Raw genomic sequence first — 17783 nt, 5'->3', positions numbered from 1 at the left:
AATATAGAGCAGGATATGACATCTGGCATTGTCACCATGGATTGCAGTGATGCAGACTTTGATAATATCTGGAAAGATTATTTTGATCTTGATACAGATTATGGCAAGATAATAGATCGGATTCCGGAAGATGACAGTTATTTAAAACGTGCTGCCAGTGCATGCGATGGAATCCGTATTATAAGACAGGATCCTTGGGAGACCCTTATTACTTTCATCATATCTCAGAGGAAAAATATACCTGCCATAAAAGCATCTGTTGAGAAAATCTGTAAGGCAGCAGGAAGTGTAATAGGAGAAGCCGATGGAGAGAAGCTATACGCTTTCCCTACACCAAAGCAGCTTTCATCTTTATCTATGGATGACTTAAATGCCTGCAGCCTTGGCTACCGCGCCCAGTACATATATAAAGCAGCTCGCGCCGCTTTTGACAAAGTAGTTGATCTTGATAAGTGGAAGAGCCTTGGCGATGAAGAGCTTTTTGACAAACTGTGCTCATTGTACGGAGTTGGCAAGAAGGTTGCAAACTGCACCATGCTCTTTGGCTTCTACAGACTTGACTCATTTCCAATCGATGTGTGGATGAACAAGATACAGGATAATTATTATCCGGAAGGCTTTCCTATAGAAGCATACCGCCCTTACGGAGGAGTCATGCAGCAGTATATGTTTGCATACGAAAGAAGCATTGATTTCTGAGTCAAAATGTAATTGCAGGATTTACGGAGAATTGGTTAATGGAGAATTGACTCAAATGAAAGTTTTTGTATTAGTACTTAAAAACCTTTTAAAGGAGTATCGTAAGCAGGTTTTTAAATGTGTATGTGTTATGGCTGCAATGTCAGTGATTCAGCTTGTTATTCCACTGTCGATGAAGAAATTAGTAGCAGCAATAGAGGCGGATCCAAGACTATCTGTTTATTTTATAAGTATATTTTTGTATATGTTATTATGGGCTGTTTATAATTTTATAAATGTTAAGTGGTACAAAAATATTGATATTCTAGGTGAAGGCGCTCTTTCGTTTGTTAGAGAAAAGATGTATCACAAGATATGGAATTGCAATTATCAAAAGTTCTATAACTATGGAATAAATAAACTAAAGAATTTATTCTTCACGGATGTAATCAATGTATATGCAAATGTAATAATGTATTCTCTTAATATATTTGCAGAGAGCGTTATGATTCTTATACTACTGGTGGCATCTGCAATTATAGATCTTTCTATGACAATTGTATTAACTATTACGGTTATACTTGGATTTGGGATAGCATATTATACTAAGCCCAAAGTTGTTGAATGCTCTAAAAGTGTTAATGCAGCTATGAAGATTGACAATGCTACAAACAATGAATGTATAGATGCAGAAGAGCTGATCAGAGTTAATGGCCTTCAGGAATACTACATTAATAAGATGAAAAGAAGCGTCCATAACTTTATACAGGTAGCCATTCAAACGGATCAAAGAAGCATTTTTTTACAAAATTTACTAAATAATTATAATCAGATTGTTGTCCTGATCATAACAGGCGCGATCATACTCACCAGAAACGGTAATAATCCTGCATTTGTTATTTATTATATGTATCTTACAAATCTGGTTATTGATAAGAGCCAGAAGATAGAAGATAACTTGTTCAAATTTATGAAGAATATGGCATCTTTTGATAATATTGGAGATATTCTGGAACTTGAGGAAGTAACCAATGAAGGTGGCAGGGTTTTAAATGATATAAATAGCATACAGTTTGACAATGTTTCATTAGCGTATGAAGACAATAAGTATATATTCAAAAATCTGTCTTTTAAAGCAAATGCTGGTGATGCAATATTGCTAAGAGGATTTAATGGAAGTGGTAAGTCGAGTGTATTGAAGATGATTGCCGGCCTTATAAACCCATCAAAAGGTAATATAAAGTATAACGATGTCGATGTTGCAGATATCAGTAAAAGAGATCTTTATAGAAATATATGTTTTCTTTCTCAGGAAGAACTACTTCTTAATGAAAGCGTGAAAGATTATATTGAGATTATGTCACATAGGCAAGTCTCTGACAAAGAGACTGAAGATTGGATGCAGCAGGTCGGACTTGATAAGAATTTCAGAACTATTAGTGATAATGGTAAGTCCCTCTCCGGAGGAGAGAAGAAAAAGTATTTGCTCTTAAAACTATTGTCTTTACGTGATAGTGTAAGCGTGGTACTTATCGATGAGGCTGAGGCGGGACTTGATGCTGCGTCTAAAGAGATTATGCATAATATAGAAAGATGTCTGTTTGTAAACAGAGATAAGTACATAATTATTAAGATAACTCATGAAGAAATTGCGGATAAAACGCTTTATAACAAAGAAATATGTCTGACACGTTAAGGCTATGGAGAACGCATAATGATCACTCGTTATAAATTTTACGAGTGATCATTATGCGTTCTATTCATATGTACTTGCGACAATTTCAAATCGTGGAAGCAGTAAGGAGACATAGCCGTGTCCTGAGGACATGATTATTCCTCTTTTTATAAGTCTGTCGCGATATCTTGAGAAAATAGAGGATGTCATACCGGTTTTCTTGCATATTTCACTAACTTTTGTTTCATCTATTTTTATTGCAAGAACAACATATTTATCCTGCTTTGATAGAGATGACCATAGTTTTTTGTATACAAAATCATCCTGCATATCAACATCATCAATTTGAAAAATATCAGAATATTGTTTTGTTATAAAGAAATTTTTATGGAAGTCATAAGGACTGATTATTATTCGCGCAATTGTTGCGCAAAATAAAGGATTTATTTGTATAAATACATCACATGAGAATACCCAAAATCATCAACATTTGATAATGGATATTGGAATTATATAAGCCTATAATTTAAATAAATAAGCAAGAAATGTTGCGCAAAGTTGCACATGATTAGAGGTATCCATAGTGAATAATAATTTATATGAAAACAAAAGGTTTGAATATGGAGTTGATCTTGGATGGGCCAGTCAGATTGAATCGCTGGGCTATTCATGGACTGATCATGAAGGAAACGTGCAGGATATCGTAAAGCTTGTAAAAAGTATGGGAGTAACATCAGTAAGACTTCGCCTCTTTGTAAATCCTCCTCAAAATGGATTCTGGCAAAAGCCTACAGGAGATAAGTGTATGCTTGGCTTTTGTGATACAGAAAGCGTTATCTCTTTTGCCAAGAGAATCCAAAAAGAGGGGATGTCACTGATGCTTGACTTCCATTACAGTGACCTCTTTGCAGATCCACAGTTTCAGATAGTACCAAAAGATTGGGAAGATGATTCTTATGAAGATCTTTTGAAGCATGTTCATGATTACACGGTTTCAACATTAAATGCCTTTAAGAAGGAAGGCATTGACCCTTTGTACGTTCAAAATGGTAATGAGATCAATCCCGGTATACTACTTCCTTACGGAGACAGATATAAAGAGCCTTTGCATATGACAGAGCTCTTGAATACTGCATATGATGCCATTAAGGAAGTCTTCCCAACAACAGAAGTCGTGACACATCTTGCAATGGTTACTGATCTTGAAGGCTGTATGGACTTTTTTAAGACATTTTTTGATCGAGGCGGCAAGACAGATATTCTTGGTTTTTCCTACTATCCGTACTGGTATGGCAAAGTACATGATCCCGAGCTTCTTTTAGATAACATAAATAAGATGTCATCAGTTTTTGACAAAGATGTAATGATAACAGAAGTGGGCGGAGAGCAGGATGATGAAGAAAACTCATACAGGATAGTAAAAGATACTGTTAATGCCGTTAAAGGGATGGCTCAAAGGAGGGGACGAGGTGTCTACTACTGGGAGCCGGAAGCCTGCAAAGAGCTGCTTCCGGATGGCTATATGCTTTGCGCATCAGTACCTTTTGAAGACCATAAATTAAAGTTCAATAAAGCGCTTGACTCATATAAAGAATTTATTTAGAAAGGGTTTAACATGGAAGACAAATTTATTGTTAACATCATTCACAGGCCTGAGCTTATGCCTGAATATTCCGAGAAGGTAACAGGTAGCGGCAAAAAGGAGAATATCGGAAGGAAAGAGCTTAAGAGCGAATCTTTGGATATCTTCAAATTCCAGCAGGAAACAGCTCATAAGAACGGTCTTAAGACGACTATTCAGATGACCTATGCTTCACTTTTTAATGAAGAAGCAGTACAGGTTGCCAAAGAGGATCATGAAAAGTATGGAGATGAGATATCTCTTACGCTTTTAGGACTTCCTTGTCCTGAGTTCAGAGACAAATATAAGACCAAGGACTTCTGTATATGGATGTTTTCTCTGGAAGATAAGAAGTCTATTGTAGATGATGTATTTGGTAAGTTCTATGATCTGTTTGGATTCTACCCTGAATCCACAGGTTCTTATTATATGGATGCAGAGCTCATCAATTATGTCAAGAAAGCATATCCTACAGTAAAATGTGCTGTTGCAACCTGCTGGGAAGAAGGCCCTAAGGCTTACCACACAACCAATAATTCCTGGTACACCTTTATGGATGGTGGTCCATGGGCTCCATGGATTCCTTCCAAACAGAATACACATGCTCCTGCAGCTAATAAAGATGAAGATAGCGGAATTGTAGCAATTCCTCACCTTTCAAGAGATCTTATTGCCTGCTATGACGGCAATGGTTCTAACTTTGGAACGCATCCTCAGAACGTACTTCGCGGCATGATATATGATACAAAGACATGGGAATTCCCATATTTTTACAATCTTGTAGACCAGTATAGAGACCTTGCAAAGTACAATAATGGATACGCTTACAACATGATGTTCGTAGGACCTGGCTGGCTCAATAAGATGGGAAGATGGGAGCAGCCTTATGAACTTCTCAAAAAGTCCTATGAAGATGGAATGGCCTATTATGGCAAGCTCAAAAAGGAAGGCAAGCTGTGTGATATGACTATGGCAGAGTTTGCTGATTATTATAGAGAGAAGAAGGCCTATACAGAGCCTGAATGTGCCCTTTGGAGAGATATACTTTACGGATCTGACAAGCAGCTCTTCTGGTACTGTGATCCATTTATGCGAGCATGCGTCAATATGGACCAGGGTGGTGCAATTGTTGATCTTCGTAACTATGCAGCTAAGCTTAAATGGCCTGTTGGAATCGGAACAAAGCATATAACAGATGCTTCCTATCCGTTCCTTATTCAGGAAAAATATCGAGCAGGTTACTTTACACATTATGCCGGCGAAGGAACAATAAGAAGCTGCAAGTTCTCATATAATGGTGAAGAGGCAGACCTTTGTCAGTGCAGAACACACGCCCATTTTTCTCAGGACAATAATAAGAGAATACTTACCCTTGATCCTGTAGAGATAGTATTTTCTGATCTTTCCTTCAAGGTACAGAGCATAATATCTTTTACAGAAGGATCATCAGAAATTGAGATCCAGAGAAAGGTATATGATCTTAGTAATAAAGATGCCAAGGTTACAGTAAGGGAATATATGGTAGCCTGCTATGGAACAACTGAATATTCAGAGGATATGACAGGAATCACACTTTGCCTTGATGGCGATAAAGAAGAAAAGATCATCGAGTATGCTTATAAGAACCGTGAGGAAAAAATGGTATCAGCAAGTAAGGCAGTTGCAATTGTACCTCAGATAGATACCAAGGTAAGCCTTCGTTCTGACAGAAAGACTGCAGAAGGTTATATACAGGAAGGCTACGCATTCTCACCTATGTTCGGTCTTGGATATACAGATACTATTGGAGATAAGGAGGAAATAACAACATGGCTCAGGCTGGAAAAGGAAAATTAAATTACAGATGTCCCTCATGTTTTATGAGGGATCTGGATATTGATATGTTTTATGATGCTGATAAAAAGGAATACTATTGCCCTCGCTGCCAGTTTGTAGGTAGTGAGCAGAAGGTCCTTGATTTCAACGAAACAGTTCGTATGCGCTACAAGGCTATGAATCAGAGATACACTAAATTTGACTTTGATTAAGTAATAGTAGTGATTTTATAACGAGCAAAAAAGCGAAACGTTTGCAAGTTTGACTAAGAACAAAGCTGCGTCTACACATAGTGTCAATTGTAACATTCAGGCCTTCTATCTCTGAATACGCCCCAGCTCATACGCATATCTCTAAGCTCATCAAGATCGAAAGTTGCTGTAAGTACTTCTTCCTTGTCTCTTGATCCGTCGCAGATAATAGCGCCTGTTCCGTCAGTTATGAAGGATGAGCCGTAGAATTTAAGAGATGAAGACTGGTTGTTGTTCTCCATACAAGGTGATACAGACTCAGTGCCAATACGGTTAGCTGCTGCAACAGGCATCAGATTACAACCTGAATGTCCCTGCATGCAGCGGCGCCAATGCGGCATAGAATCAGTATCAAGAACCGGCTCTGATCCGATTGCTGTCGGATACAGAAGAATTTCAGCGCCCATAAGTGCCATATATCTGGCGGTCTCCGGGAACCACTGATCCCAGCAGATTCCAACTCCCACCTTGCCAAATCTGGTATCCCAGACTTTGAAGCCGGTATTTCCGGGTGTGAAATAGAACTTCTCCTGATAGAAATGATCATCCGGGATATGTGTCTTTCTATATATTCCCAGTATACTTCCATCTGCATCAATCATAGCGATAGTGTTATAAAGGACAGTTTCATCCTTTTCATAAAAGCTTATGGGCATTGCTACTCCAAGCTCTTTAGAAACCTCTTTAAAATGATTAACGGCAGGATTATCTGAAAGTGATGTTGCATACTCATAGTAATCGTATCTTCTCTCCTGACAGAAATACGGGCGCTCGAAAAGCTCCGGAAGGAGGATTATATTGGCTCCTTTTGAAGCTGCTTCACGCACAAGTTTATCTGCTTTTGCGATATTTTCATTAACGTCAGATGTCATCTGCATCTGGCATGTTGCGATTGTTACTTTTCTCATGATCGTATTATTATCCTTTAACTATCTTTTTGTTACAGTTACAGAATGTACCAGTGTTATCTGAAAGCAATGATTCTGTGATCATTACTTGGGCTATTCCATAATAAGTGGGTATGCCGTCAATTAGCAGGTATTTGCTGCGTTATACAGTGGATATTGCCGCCACCTATGATGATCTGCCTTGCGGGAATTCCTATAACTTCTCTTTCCGGGAAAAGAGCTTCAAGCTTCTTTATAGCAGCCTTGTCATTATCGTCTCCAAACTGAGGGACAAGAACTGCTCCATTACATATATAGAAGTTTACATAGCTTGCTGCAAGCCTTTCGCCTGCTTCTCTTACATCTTCACCTTCTGCAAACTCATAACCTTCAAGCTCTTCTTCTTTGATGCATACAGGCTTTTTGGGAATCATCAGTTTATGGATCTTAAGTTTTCTTCCCTTTGCATCCTTAGTACTTACAAGCACCTGAAGATCAGCGGCGCTCATCTTGTACTGGGGATCTTCTGTATCATCTGTCCAGGCAAGAACTACTTCTCCGGGCTTTGTAAAAGCACATACATTATCAACATGTTCGTTGGTTTCATCATTATAGATACCATAAGGAATCCATATGACTTTTTTGGCTCCCAGCATGTTGCAGAGCTTTTCTGTTATCTTGTCTTTGGACATCCTGGGATTACGGCCCTTACTAAGAAGACAGCTCTCAGTTACTATAATGGTTCCTTCGCCATCTGAATGGATGGCACCGCCCTCAAGTACGAAGTCCTGAGCATCATATATGTCAGTAGAAAGTGCTTCGCATATATTGGACGCAGCAGCATTATCTTCTTCGTAGTCAGGGTAGAGACCGTCAATCTCACCGCCCCATGCATTGAACTTCCAGTCGATACCTCTTATACTGCCTCTTTTGTTGGTAACAAAGGTTGGTCCAACATCTCTTGCCCAGCTGTCATTAGTAGGGATCACGAGGACATGTGTATTTAAAGAGCCTTCTTTAAAGCCTGCATTATCAGAAGCCTGTCCTTTAGATATATCTATGATATCAGCATCCAGCATTTTGGCAGCATCCTTGGCATGTTCCTTATCAGCAAGCATGTACATTACTTCATGTTTGGCGATTTCTTTGGCAATCTGAGTGAAGACCTTCTGAGCTTCCTTGCCGCCATATGGCCATGAACCCGGTCTTACAGGCCAGATCATTACAGTTGCTTTATGCTTTTCAAATTCGCCAGGCATATGGAAACCATCAGCCTTGGGCGTTGTACTTAGTTTTTTCATATTAACCTCATGTAGCGAGCCAAGCGAGCGACTAATGGTTCAAATTGGTGGAGCTCGCGACACCAATTTGGGTCTGAAAATGGAATATTTTCAAACTTTCTCCGGAATTTATACTTGCCATAAACAGTCAAACAGGAAATCTATATATACAGATTTCCTGTTAATAATACTTTATATTATTTTATCAATCAATTCTTTATCCAAGATGCGTGCAGGGTTACATTTGGAAATACTGTTTCGTATATAGTAGTTTTACTTCCTTCATTGGTTGATATATAGATCTTGCCTGTTGAAGGATCTATGCTTATGTCTTCAACTTCTTTGGTAACATCTATTGACCATGAACCTGCATATTCACCTGACATAGTGAATACGTTGACCTTCTGATTACCTTTCCAGTTGTAGGCATCAAAGCATGCTGTAAGAGCATAGATGAAGTTGCCGTCAACAGTCATTCCCTGTATGCAGTAGCCTTGCTGATAATTGGCGCTAACATCTTTCCAGCCTGCAATCTCGAAGTTGTAATTTACCAGGAAAAAGCATGCTTTGCCGGCATCACTTTTGCCCATTACATAGTAGGCTCCATTATAATAATCTATAGCATAAACGTTGCTTACACCTTCGATGTGGTGGGTTGTTACATAGTTAAGATCAGAATCAACTTCCATGATATCAGAAGCATATCCTGGGCGTGTTCCACCTTCTGCTATATACAAGTGTCCGTTATCGGGGTTATAGCATATGGCATTGCCATGGTCGAACCAGAGGTTATGAACGGTAGCAACTGTCTTGCCGGCAGTAAGATCGTATTTTACAAGATTGGTCTCATAGTGAGACAGATCGCCTGCATAGTAACTTGTATCATTGATGGAAGCTGCAAATACTACATATTTATGAGAATTGGATGTAAATACAGTTGATCCTTGAACACTCTTGAAAGAATAGTTAGTATATACACTCGGAGTGCCTGCGCTTATGGTCTTAAGTTTGGTGGATCGCATGTTGCATTTTCTCAGATTGGAAACTGCCTGCCCATCAGCATAGACATTCCCGCTACTGTCAACCCATCCGGCAAATGTATAACCGTCTTTGACAAAAGAGTTGGATCTGAGCGCAGTGCTCTGATCATAACTAATAAGCTGGTCGTTCATGCTTCCTGATGTAGCACCATTACCATCAAAGGCAATCTTGAAAACCTGAGGCTCCCAGGATGCATAGAGTTTCATGTTGTCGACACCTGTATATATGACAGAACCCTGATCAGCGTAGCCGACACCTGTGCCGTTACTATTGGTATTCCAGCCGCGGAAGCGGTAACCGGTTCTTGTGAACTTATTGGCAGGGAGCGTAGAAACAGAAGAAGTACTAAAAGCTGCACTATTCATAGACCCTGACCCGCCGTTGGCCATAAAGGTAACTTTATAACTTCCTGCGGCATAGACAGTAGTACTATTTCCTGAAGAAAAAACAAATACTATAATAATGGATAAGATTGCAAAGAATCTTCTCATATTTTCACCTCGCAAGTAATGTTGCCATTTGGATGAATCGATATGAGATGAGACAGGCATATATGAGTAAGCCTATCTTCTGCACAAGCCAATTCAAACAAAAAAACAAGTAATTCTGGTAAATGTGGAAACGTAATACTATTATAGCATATAAGAGGGGTGTAAGCTTTTGTGCATAAGGTAGAATTTAAGAGATAGGTATTTAGAGGTTAAAATGATAAGAGACATAAATTTTGAAGAAATTTCTGATGGATTTGTATATAAACCGGATGATCTTGTAAATGTTGGATGCAACGAGTGCATGGGATGCAGTGACTGCTGCAGGATAACAGGCGATTCGATCATTCTGGATCCTTATGACATATATAATCTTTGTAAGGGCCTTGGAAGAAGCTTTGAAGATATGATGGAGAAGGAGATTGAGATAAGGATGGTCGATAACATAATCCTTCCCAATCTTATAACCTATGATGAAGAGCATCCCGACAAAGAGGAAAAGTGCGCTTTTCTAAATGAGGAAAACAGGTGCTCGATTCATTCATTCCGCCCGGGCTATTGTCGCCTTTTTCCTATGGGAAGGCTATATGATGAAAAGGGCATGCACTATTTTTTGCAGGTTAATGAATGTACTAAACCAAAGGCTGCAAGATATCCTGTAAGATTAAGGGAATGGATAGGAATAGAGAACCTTACGCAGTATGAGGAATTTGTTACTTCCTGGCATGATTTCTGCAAGACCGTGCAAAAGGCGCTAGCTAAACTGCCTGAGCAACAAAGGGTTTATACAGCAAGATTTATTCTTCAGAAATTCTACGTGGAAGCTTATATGACGAGTGCTTCTTTCTTTGACCAGTATTACAGAAGATTAAAGGAAGTGTCAGATCTTTTGAAGATATGATGTGAAGCGCAACTCTTCTTATATGAACGGAAGATATAGCTTTTTTGACTGAAAATGTATATAATGTGAAAAGTGCATTGTATTAGCGTAGTAAAGGAAAAGGGAAAATATGAATATTCTTGCACCGTCTATATTATCAGCAGATTTCAAAAATCTCGGAAGCCAGATCAGGGACTGTAAAAGTGCCGGGGCACAGTATTTGCATATAGATGTCATGGACGGAGTGTTCGTACCGTCGATCTCTTTTGGTCTCCCTGTTATTAAAAGTATAAGAGATGCTACAGATGCTATATTTGATGTACATCTGATGATCACTAATCCAATAAGATATATCAAAGAATTTGCTGCCGTAGGGTCAGATATCATAACCTTTCATCAGGAAGCCGCTCCGGATCCGTGGGCAGTAATAGAACTTATTCATTCATATGGCAAAAAGGCCGGTATCACAATAAAGCCCGGAACTCCTATAGATGTTTTAGAGCCTTATCTGAAAAATGTTGATATGGTGCTTATCATGAGTGTTGAACCGGGATTCGGCGGACAGAAATATATTCCTTCATCAACAGATAAGATCCGAGATCTTCGTAATCATCTTAATACACTTGGCCTTAAAGATCTTGATATCGAGGTAGATGGCGGTATTAAGACAGATAATGTTGAAATGGTATTAAATGCGGGAGCTAATGTAATAGTAGCTGGTTCTGCAATATTTAATGGCAATGTTCAAAGTAATGTTAAAGAGTTCCTTAAGATAATGGGATGATGAACTTTTAATACTCCTTACAGATGTGATATGTACCCTCTTTACTGGACAACCAGTAAGGAGGGTATTTTCAGCCCATTTTTTTGTGCTGCTGGTGAGCAACCATAGGTATTAAAAGACTGCCCGGAAGAAATCTTGAGAAGGTAGATGCAAGTTTCATTCTAAGGGTGGGGACTATAACTGTCTTTCTTTTGTACATCATCTTTATGGCATAGGATACGCAGCTTTGGGCTGACATTCCTTTAAGAGCAAAGGCTACATTTGCAACATCATTAAACTCAGTATCGACAGGTCCGGGGCAAAGGACGCCAATATAGGTCTTACTTTTTGAAGCTTTAAGCTCATGGGCGATGGCTCTTGTAAGGCTTACTACATAGGCTTTGGTCGCATAGTAGGTCGACATATAAGGGCCTGCTGGAAATAGTCCCGCTGATGATCCTACATTAAGGATATATCCGCCGCTTTCTTTGTCCATAAGAGGGAGCATGCGCTTTGTAAGCCTGTGGAGTGCCTTTATATTAACATCGATCATCTGCATCTCTCGCTTTTCGTTTGTATCAGTAAAGTTTCCCGAAAGGCCGAATCCTGCATTATTTATAAAGACAGAAAGTTTACTATCTTCATCTGAATTTAATTCATCCCTGATATAGTCACAAAGCTTTACTATGTCTTTTTTTTCAGAAAGATCAGCTGTAAATACGCTGCTCTTTGATATAAGCGTTTTCTGAAGCTCAAGGAGCAGCTCTTTTCTTCTTGCAACCATTATTATGTAATATCCTTCTTTGGATAACTGTTTGCAAAACTGAGCACCAAGACCTGAGCTTGCGCCTGTTACAACGGCAATTTTTCTCATAAACCAAACCACTCTTTATACAACTATTTTTCCCAAAAGGAGTTTTTGGGTATATAGATTTTAACATAAAAGGACTAGTAAAAACATGGTTCGAAGGAAGGTGCCTTTGTGATATAATGGCAAGGCATGGTTAATGGTAAGACATGGTTAATGATAAGTCATGATCAAGGATAAGGCATAGTCAATGATAAGTCATCGATAATGATATGAGGAGGGGATACATATGAAGATTGAAGTTCACGGCGCCTGGGGAGATGTTATTAAAGCTTTTGATGAAGGTAATGACAGCGTAGTTCTTGCCTGGGAAGGCGAGTACAGAAAAGATGATTATATTGAGTTCAAAGATCTTACACCGGGATCTTTCTACAAAGTCAAGGTAGATCCTACGATCGAGGAATCGCTTATATTCGTAACTGAAGATTCATTCAGATATACAATTCCTTTTTATGAAAAGAAGACCAGCTATAACCCCATGTCTTTTGTTGGAAACAGACATCTTGTATCTATCAGAAAGGCATATGATTTTGAGGTGAAAGCCTTTAGAAATCTAAGCCTTAATCCCTGCGATCAGCATGAAGTAAGTGGCGTATATCCTCATGCATCAGCTAATGTAGAGACAAGAGGAGAAGCTGTATTTGCTGCAAGAAATGCTATTGACGGCGTGTGCGTTACAAGGTCTCATGGCGAGTGGCCATACGAGTCCTGGGGCATTAACAGACAGGACGATGCAACTATCAAGATTGAGTTTGGCTATCCCGTTGATATTAAAGAGATCCGCTTATATACAAGAGCAGACTTCCCGCACGATAACTGGTGGATCAGAGGAATATTTAATTTCTCTGATGGAAGCACAGAAACTGTAGATATGGACAAGAAGGTTCAAAAACCACATATCTTTTCAATTGAAAAGAAGTCAGTGGAGTGGTTAACACTTGGGGATCTTATAAAGGCTGACGATCCAAGCCCATTCCCGGCACTGACCCAGATCGAAGTATACGGCAGACCTTCTGAGAAGTGACTCAAACTCTGCACATAGACATATATTCAAGGAGGAAGATTTTACGTGAATAAATCAGGACTTTTAGAGATTAAGAAGAGATTTAAGTTTAAGGACTGCTCATTTAGTGGAATGGCTTATGCCGTTTTTGATAATGAGGGAAAAGAGATAGAAGGCGCTGACTCCACCCGCTTTCTGACACTTGATGATGATGAACAGAAGAAATATATATCGCTTATAAGTAAGGCCTATTCATCAGCAGGCGGAGCCTTTGCAGAGGATGTGACTGTGATAGGCGATGATGCAAGGCTTCTTACAGCACTGGCTCAGTCAGATATTCCGGATGCAGAGCTTGTTAAGGCTTGGGCTACGGAGATAGTAAGTAATTATGAGGCAGATGGAGAGTACGCTCTTCTTGTATTCTCTGATGCTTATGATGTTCCTGCCAAGGATACAGGCAAGAACAAAACAGGTGAATCCGAAGAAGTATACAGCTATATCGCAGCCTGCATCTGCCCATTTAAGCCTGCCAAGGGCGGTATCATGAAGACAGCTGAGAATAAGCTTCATGCTTCTGATGTTATCAAGGTTTTGGGCAATCCTGTTGCAGGATTTATGTACCCTTCATTTAATGACAGATCATCTGATTATGACAATATGTTCTGTGTTGTCAAAAATGACCCGGAACGTGAGATGATAAGGGGCATGTATGCTGCTGATATACCGGATTATGTTAAGCCTGAGCCCAAGAAGAAAGTAAAAGCTATTAATGAAGATGATGGTCTTACACTGGAAGCTGCAAGGCAGGTAGCAGAACAGGAAGCTACAGAGGAAGGCTATGCGCTTCATCTTGAGGCAGCTATAAAGCAGTCTGACGGCGTAGATACATCTATCCGCCAGAACAGTGATGTTGAGATTCAGACAAGGCCTGATGGCTTTGGAGAGAATATAGAAACACTGACCGAAAAGGCTATGCAGGAAAAGCTTCGCGAAGAAGCTATGCAGGAAGAAGAAAAGGAGCAGGTATTTGAAGGCCTTAATAACTATCACAAGGATCAGGTGATCATACCTGAAGACAAGATCACAGAACGAGATGTTAATGGTCGTAAATTTTTTCTGGTTCCCGAGTCTCTTATCCCTTATGACAAGCTCAAAGAGCTTTTGGAGTCTCTTATGGAGCAGCAGTAAAAATAGTAGTTTCCTTTTGCAAATGTTAAATTTTTTAAATGACTCTGATATTTCAGGGTCATTTTTTTATAAAATTGCTTTCAACCGAAAACTCATTAGCTTTAGCTGATGGGATGAAAAGCGTTTGACTAAGTAGGAAGTAATTTCTTTGGCTTTGTTAACGGAAAGGCACAAATCAACTATATCTGGGAATTCATTAAGAAACTTCCGGATATAGATACAAGACTATGGATGCATGACATATTCCATTCTGATTTTACGCCTTATGATGAAGATGAGATCAGAGTTATAGAAGAATGTAACAAAGATAAAAAGATTTTTTAAGTATTTAGCCTAGTGACTAATCTTCTTGTCCATGAGAAAATAAATTAATTTAGAAAAATGTTAAATGAATTATTTTTGCGCACAAAATGCGCATATGATGCGTGCGCAAAGTCTGAGTTAACGATCAATTTTACCAAAATACTTATGGGGGTCACTATGGACAGAGCATTTATTCACGATCCGGCAATATATCGAGATGATGTAACCGGCAAATATTATGTTTACAGCACCGGAGCAATGGGATTTGTTTCGGATGATCTTGTAAATTTCAAAAGTCTTGGAAGGGTTGCAGAAGTGCTTCCTGAAGCTAAGGAGTGGACAGGAGGATCTGATATATGGGCTCCTGATATTGTCAAAGTAGGAGATGAATACAGATTGTACTGCTCTAATTCAACCTGGGGCGTGCAGCAGTCATGTATCTTTTTGGCAGTATCAGATAAGGCGGAAGGTCCTTTTGTTCCTAAGGCACCAGTTCTTAAGACATCAGACAAGCTCCCCGTTAACGGCATAGATGCAAATATCATCACAGATGCAAAGACCGGAGAGATGTATATGCTTTACGGATCTTTCTGGGGCGGAGCACATATTTTAAAACTAGATACAAAGACAGGACTTGCTGCCCAAGAAGGCGTAGGAACATGTGTATGTAAGAGACCTTCATGGCTTAGCACTGCTATAGAAGGCCCTTACATGATCTATAACAAGGAGACAGATTATTACTATCTCTTTGTATCCTATGGTTCACTTAAGACTGACTACAATATAAGAGTTGGAAGAAGTAAGTCGGTTACAGGACCTTTTATTGATATTGCCGGTAATGACATGACAAGCGAGCCTGATATATCCAAAGATCCGGGATATCTTCTTATGGCAGGTTATACCTATGATGAAGGTAAGGTTTATATGGCACCCGGACACAACTCAGTCCTTCAGGACACTGATGGAAAGGCCTATATTGTCTATCATATAAGGGAAAAGAGGTTCAATCAGGATCCGGGTCCTTCACAGATGCAGATAAGACAGATATTCTGGAACGAAGAAGGATGGCCTGTTGCATCAGCTTACACTATGGAAGAGACCGGAGGATCACTTGAACTTGTATCACAAGATACCCTTACGATGAAAACTGTTGCAGGAAGATATCAGCGTATAACTTTTGCAAAGACATATCCTCAGGGCATATCTACAGCTGTGCCTATGCTTCTTAGAGAGGATGGATATTTTGAATCCTGCTCTATACAGGGTACCTGGAAGCTTGAAAATGGAAGGATCATCATAAACTATGGTCCGTTTACAGAGAGTGCACTTTGCTATGGTGGCAAAGGATTCATGGGAATCTCCGGAATCTCAAACCTCTATGGCCAAAGCACAGAGTTCATCTGCAAGCGCATACAAGATTCCAAAGAGTAAAAATATGCTATCCTTTGCAATTTAATAAACGCATAGTTTGATTTTGCGCAACATTTAAGTAAAAACGGAAAATAAATAATAAGTATTATTCATGCCTAATTGCTAATATATGGATGGAGGGCAGGTGTAGTATGAATAAAGAAGAGATAAAGAAGCAGTTTTATAGTTACAATATTCGATATGACAGTCAGTGCAGGGATGCGGGAGATTCCATGCCTCTTGGTGGTCATGATGTCGGATGTAATGTGTGGACACAGGATAATGTGCTCTATCTTTATATGGCACAAAGCGGAGCCTTTGACGAAGCCGGCAATATGGTCAAAGCCGGAAGACTCAAGATAGAATTCGACCATAATCCTTTTAAGGATTCTTATGTTCAGGAGCTTCGTCTTTATACAGGAGATATACTGATAAAAGGTCTATCAGATGGAATATCAACAAGTATATGTTTATGGACTGATACAAGTTACGGCTCTGTGCATATTCATCTTGTTTCAGACATAGATCATCATGTAACCGTGTCTTACGAAAACTGGAGAATAGCAGATAATGGCTATGCAAATCCTGACAAAATAAACTTTGAAGATGGAAGGCTTGTTTTCTCACATCTTAATATGGGTGAGACTCATTTTGACAGGAATGTTGCAGAAGAAGAGCTTGAACCTATAAAGGACAAGCTTCCTGATGTTCAGAAAGATCTGGTTTTTGGTGGGTGTATATATGCACATAAGATAAATGATCTTCAGGAAGCAGGCAATGAACTTACATATCTTGGAAGTCATATAGGTTCATACGAGAAGCTTTCATGTATATCTCATAAGACGGCTGTAAGCGGTAATGACATTGATATCTGCGCGGTCCTACACTTATCTTATGCAGGTGATACTGCAAGATGGAAAGAAGAACTTATCCAAAAGGTATATAAAATCGAAGTATCTGGAACTGATGAGCTTAAGAAGTCTTCAGAGTCCTGGTGGAGTGATACCTGGCAAAGGAGCTATATCTTTATAAAGAGAAGCTGCACTGATAAGTCAGATACAATCTGGCAGATGGGAAGGAACTATCAGCTTTTCAGGTATATGCTTGCATGTAATGCTTATGGATCATATCCTACAAAGTTTAATGGGGGTCTTTTTACAATAGATCCTTGTATATGGGGAGCGAGATTTGGGGCCAAAACTCCTGATGAAAGAGACTGGGGAGGGATTGTATTTACTGCCCAGAACCAGCGCCTTGTATACTGGCCGATGCTTAGAAGCGGGGATACAGCCTGGATGAAGCCTCAGTTTGACTTTTATTTAAGGCTACTTAATGGCTCCAAAGAAAGGACTAAGTTCTTCTTCAATGTAGATGATGCTGCAGCAATTCCTGAACAGGTAGATGCTAATGGGTTATCTGCTTACTACGGATTATATGGTCTTGATTATCCTATTCATGTAAGGTATCACTATGTAACATCTGTAGAGTTCAGTTACATGATGCTTGAGTATCTTGAATTTGTGAAGGATGAGGATCCTGCACCGTATATTGAGTTTATTGATACTATACTTAACTTTTATGATAAGAAATACAATAAGCTTGATGATAATGGTCACAGGATCATATTCCCGT

The 17783-nt window shown here is 39.3% G+C and carries 16 protein-coding genes; 11 read left to right on the top strand and 5 right to left on the bottom strand.

All coding sequences use genetic code 11. The annotated features are described in order from the left end of the window. Both K6G87_RS01575 and K6G87_RS01570 read left to right on the top strand, forming a co-directional pair. The coding region (locus tag K6G87_RS01575; RefSeq protein WP_296832964.1) for a DNA-3-methyladenine glycosylase family protein at positions 1–699 on the top strand (699 nt) is incomplete at its 5' end. Positions 700–754: 55 nt separating this feature from the next. Continuing rightward, a complete protein-coding gene (locus K6G87_RS01570) occupies positions 755–2374 on the top strand; it encodes an ATP-binding cassette domain-containing protein (RefSeq protein ID WP_296832961.1) in 1620 nt (539 codons plus the stop codon). A 60-nt stretch (positions 2375–2434) separates the two neighbouring features. Here the strand turns inward: K6G87_RS01570 and K6G87_RS01565 are convergent, their stop codons facing one another. Further along, on the bottom strand, positions 2435–2683 hold the full coding sequence (locus K6G87_RS01565) for a hypothetical protein (protein ID WP_296832958.1): 249 nt from the start codon (positions 2681–2683) through the stop codon (positions 2435–2437). A gap of 253 nt (positions 2684–2936) precedes the next feature. Between K6G87_RS01565 and K6G87_RS01560 the strand changes: the two genes are divergently transcribed. The 3 genes from K6G87_RS01560 to K6G87_RS01550 are packed head-to-tail and all read left to right on the top strand — an operon-like array spanning position 2937 to position 6001. Further along, complete coding sequence (locus tag K6G87_RS01560) at positions 2937–3956, top strand: glycosyl hydrolase 53 family protein (RefSeq protein WP_296832955.1); 1020 nt, start codon at positions 2937–2939, stop codon at positions 3954–3956. A gap of 12 nt (positions 3957–3968) precedes the next feature. Next, complete coding sequence (locus tag K6G87_RS01555; protein WP_296832952.1) at positions 3969–5810, top strand: hypothetical protein; 1842 nt, start codon at positions 3969–3971, stop codon at positions 5808–5810. Next, positions 5783–6001: a hypothetical protein gene (locus K6G87_RS01550; protein ID WP_296832949.1), complete on the top strand. Its 219-nt coding sequence runs from the start codon at positions 5783–5785 to the stop codon at positions 5999–6001. The genes K6G87_RS01555 and K6G87_RS01550 overlap by 28 nt, the downstream gene beginning before the upstream one ends. 83 nt (positions 6002–6084) lie before the next feature. Here K6G87_RS01550 and aguB read toward each other — a convergent pair whose 3' ends face one another. The 3 genes from aguB to K6G87_RS01535 all read right to left on the bottom strand — a co-directional run bounded on the left by aguB (position 6085) and on the right by K6G87_RS01535 (position 9739). Continuing rightward, positions 6085–6948: an N-carbamoylputrescine amidase gene (gene aguB / locus K6G87_RS01545; RefSeq protein WP_296832946.1), complete on the bottom strand. Its 864-nt coding sequence runs from the start codon at positions 6946–6948 to the stop codon at positions 6085–6087. Between the two features lie 119 nt (positions 6949–7067). Then, a complete protein-coding gene (aguA, locus tag K6G87_RS01540) occupies positions 7068–8228 on the bottom strand; it encodes an agmatine deiminase (RefSeq protein WP_296832944.1) in 1161 nt (386 codons plus the stop codon). 188 nt (positions 8229–8416) lie between these two features. Next, positions 8417–9739: an InlB B-repeat-containing protein gene (locus K6G87_RS01535; RefSeq protein ID WP_296832942.1), complete on the bottom strand. Its 1323-nt coding sequence runs from the start codon at positions 9737–9739 to the stop codon at positions 8417–8419. 214 nt (positions 9740–9953) lie between these two features. Between K6G87_RS01535 and K6G87_RS01530 the strand changes: the two genes are divergently transcribed. Both K6G87_RS01530 and rpe read left to right on the top strand, forming a co-directional pair. Continuing rightward, positions 9954–10637, top strand: a complete 684-nt coding sequence (locus K6G87_RS01530; RefSeq protein ID WP_296832940.1) for a YkgJ family cysteine cluster protein — start codon at positions 9954–9956, stop codon at positions 10635–10637. A gap of 109 nt (positions 10638–10746) precedes the next feature. Next, the gene (gene rpe / locus K6G87_RS01525) at positions 10747–11400 is read left to right on the top strand and encodes a ribulose-phosphate 3-epimerase (protein ID WP_296832938.1); all 654 of its coding nucleotides are present in this window, start codon (positions 10747–10749) and stop codon (positions 11398–11400) included. 70 nt (positions 11401–11470) lie between these two features. On the opposite strand, the gene K6G87_RS01520 is transcribed toward rpe, so the two are convergent. Further along, the gene (locus K6G87_RS01520; RefSeq protein WP_296832936.1) at positions 11471–12253 is read right to left on the bottom strand and encodes an SDR family NAD(P)-dependent oxidoreductase; all 783 of its coding nucleotides are present in this window, start codon (positions 12251–12253) and stop codon (positions 11471–11473) included. Between the two features lie 217 nt (positions 12254–12470). On the opposite strand from K6G87_RS01520, the gene K6G87_RS01515 reads away from it, so the two are divergent. The 4 genes from K6G87_RS01515 to K6G87_RS01500 form a co-directional block, all read left to right on the top strand. Beyond that, positions 12471–13271, top strand: a complete 801-nt coding sequence (locus tag K6G87_RS01515; RefSeq protein WP_442863358.1) for a carbohydrate-binding protein — start codon at positions 12471–12473, stop codon at positions 13269–13271. A gap of 45 nt (positions 13272–13316) precedes the next feature. Then, positions 13317–14438 carry a DUF4317 family protein gene (locus K6G87_RS01510; protein ID WP_296832933.1) on the top strand — a complete coding sequence of 374 codons (1122 nt, stop codon included), beginning with the start codon at positions 13317–13319 and terminating at the stop codon, positions 14436–14438. 480 nt (positions 14439–14918) lie between these two features. Beyond that, the gene (locus tag K6G87_RS01505; protein WP_296832931.1) at positions 14919–16172 is read left to right on the top strand and encodes an arabinan endo-1,5-alpha-L-arabinosidase; all 1254 of its coding nucleotides are present in this window, start codon (positions 14919–14921) and stop codon (positions 16170–16172) included. Positions 16173–16303: 131 nt separating this feature from the next. Further along, a partial coding sequence (locus K6G87_RS01500; protein WP_296832929.1) for a DUF5703 domain-containing protein occupies positions 16304–17783 on the top strand: 1480 nt, incomplete at its 3' end.

The sequence above is a fragment of the Butyrivibrio sp. genome (assembly GCF_024699075.1).
This window is presented reverse-complemented; position numbering and strand designations above follow the sequence as displayed.

Excerpts from the sequence above, each read along its gene's own strand:
- rpe (WP_296832938.1), top strand. The coding sequence starts at position 10,747 with ATGAATATTCTTGCACCGTCTATATTATCAGCAGATTTCAAAAATCTC.
- K6G87_RS01535 (WP_296832942.1), bottom strand. The coding sequence starts at position 9,739 with ATGAGAAGATTCTTTGCAATCTTATCCATTATTATAGTATTTGTTTTT.
- K6G87_RS01505 (WP_296832931.1), top strand. The coding sequence starts at position 14,919 with ATGGACAGAGCATTTATTCACGATCCGGCAATATATCGAGATGATGTA.
- aguB (WP_296832946.1), bottom strand. The coding sequence starts at position 6,948 with ATGAGAAAAGTAACAATCGCAACATGCCAGATGCAGATGACATCTGAC.
- K6G87_RS01530 (WP_296832940.1), top strand. The coding sequence starts at position 9,954 with ATGATAAGAGACATAAATTTTGAAGAAATTTCTGATGGATTTGTATAT.
- K6G87_RS01555 (WP_296832952.1), top strand. The coding sequence starts at position 3,969 with ATGGAAGACAAATTTATTGTTAACATCATTCACAGGCCTGAGCTTATG.
- K6G87_RS01565 (WP_296832958.1), bottom strand. The coding sequence starts at position 2,683 with ATGCAGGATGATTTTGTATACAAAAAACTATGGTCATCTCTATCAAAG.
- K6G87_RS01520 (WP_296832936.1), bottom strand. The coding sequence starts at position 12,253 with ATGAGAAAAATTGCCGTTGTAACAGGCGCAAGCTCAGGTCTTGGTGCT.
- K6G87_RS01550 (WP_296832949.1), top strand. The coding sequence starts at position 5,783 with ATGGCTCAGGCTGGAAAAGGAAAATTAAATTACAGATGTCCCTCATGT.
- K6G87_RS01570 (WP_296832961.1), top strand. The coding sequence starts at position 755 with ATGAAAGTTTTTGTATTAGTACTTAAAAACCTTTTAAAGGAGTATCGT.
- aguA (WP_296832944.1), bottom strand. The coding sequence starts at position 8,228 with ATGAAAAAACTAAGTACAACGCCCAAGGCTGATGGTTTCCATATGCCT.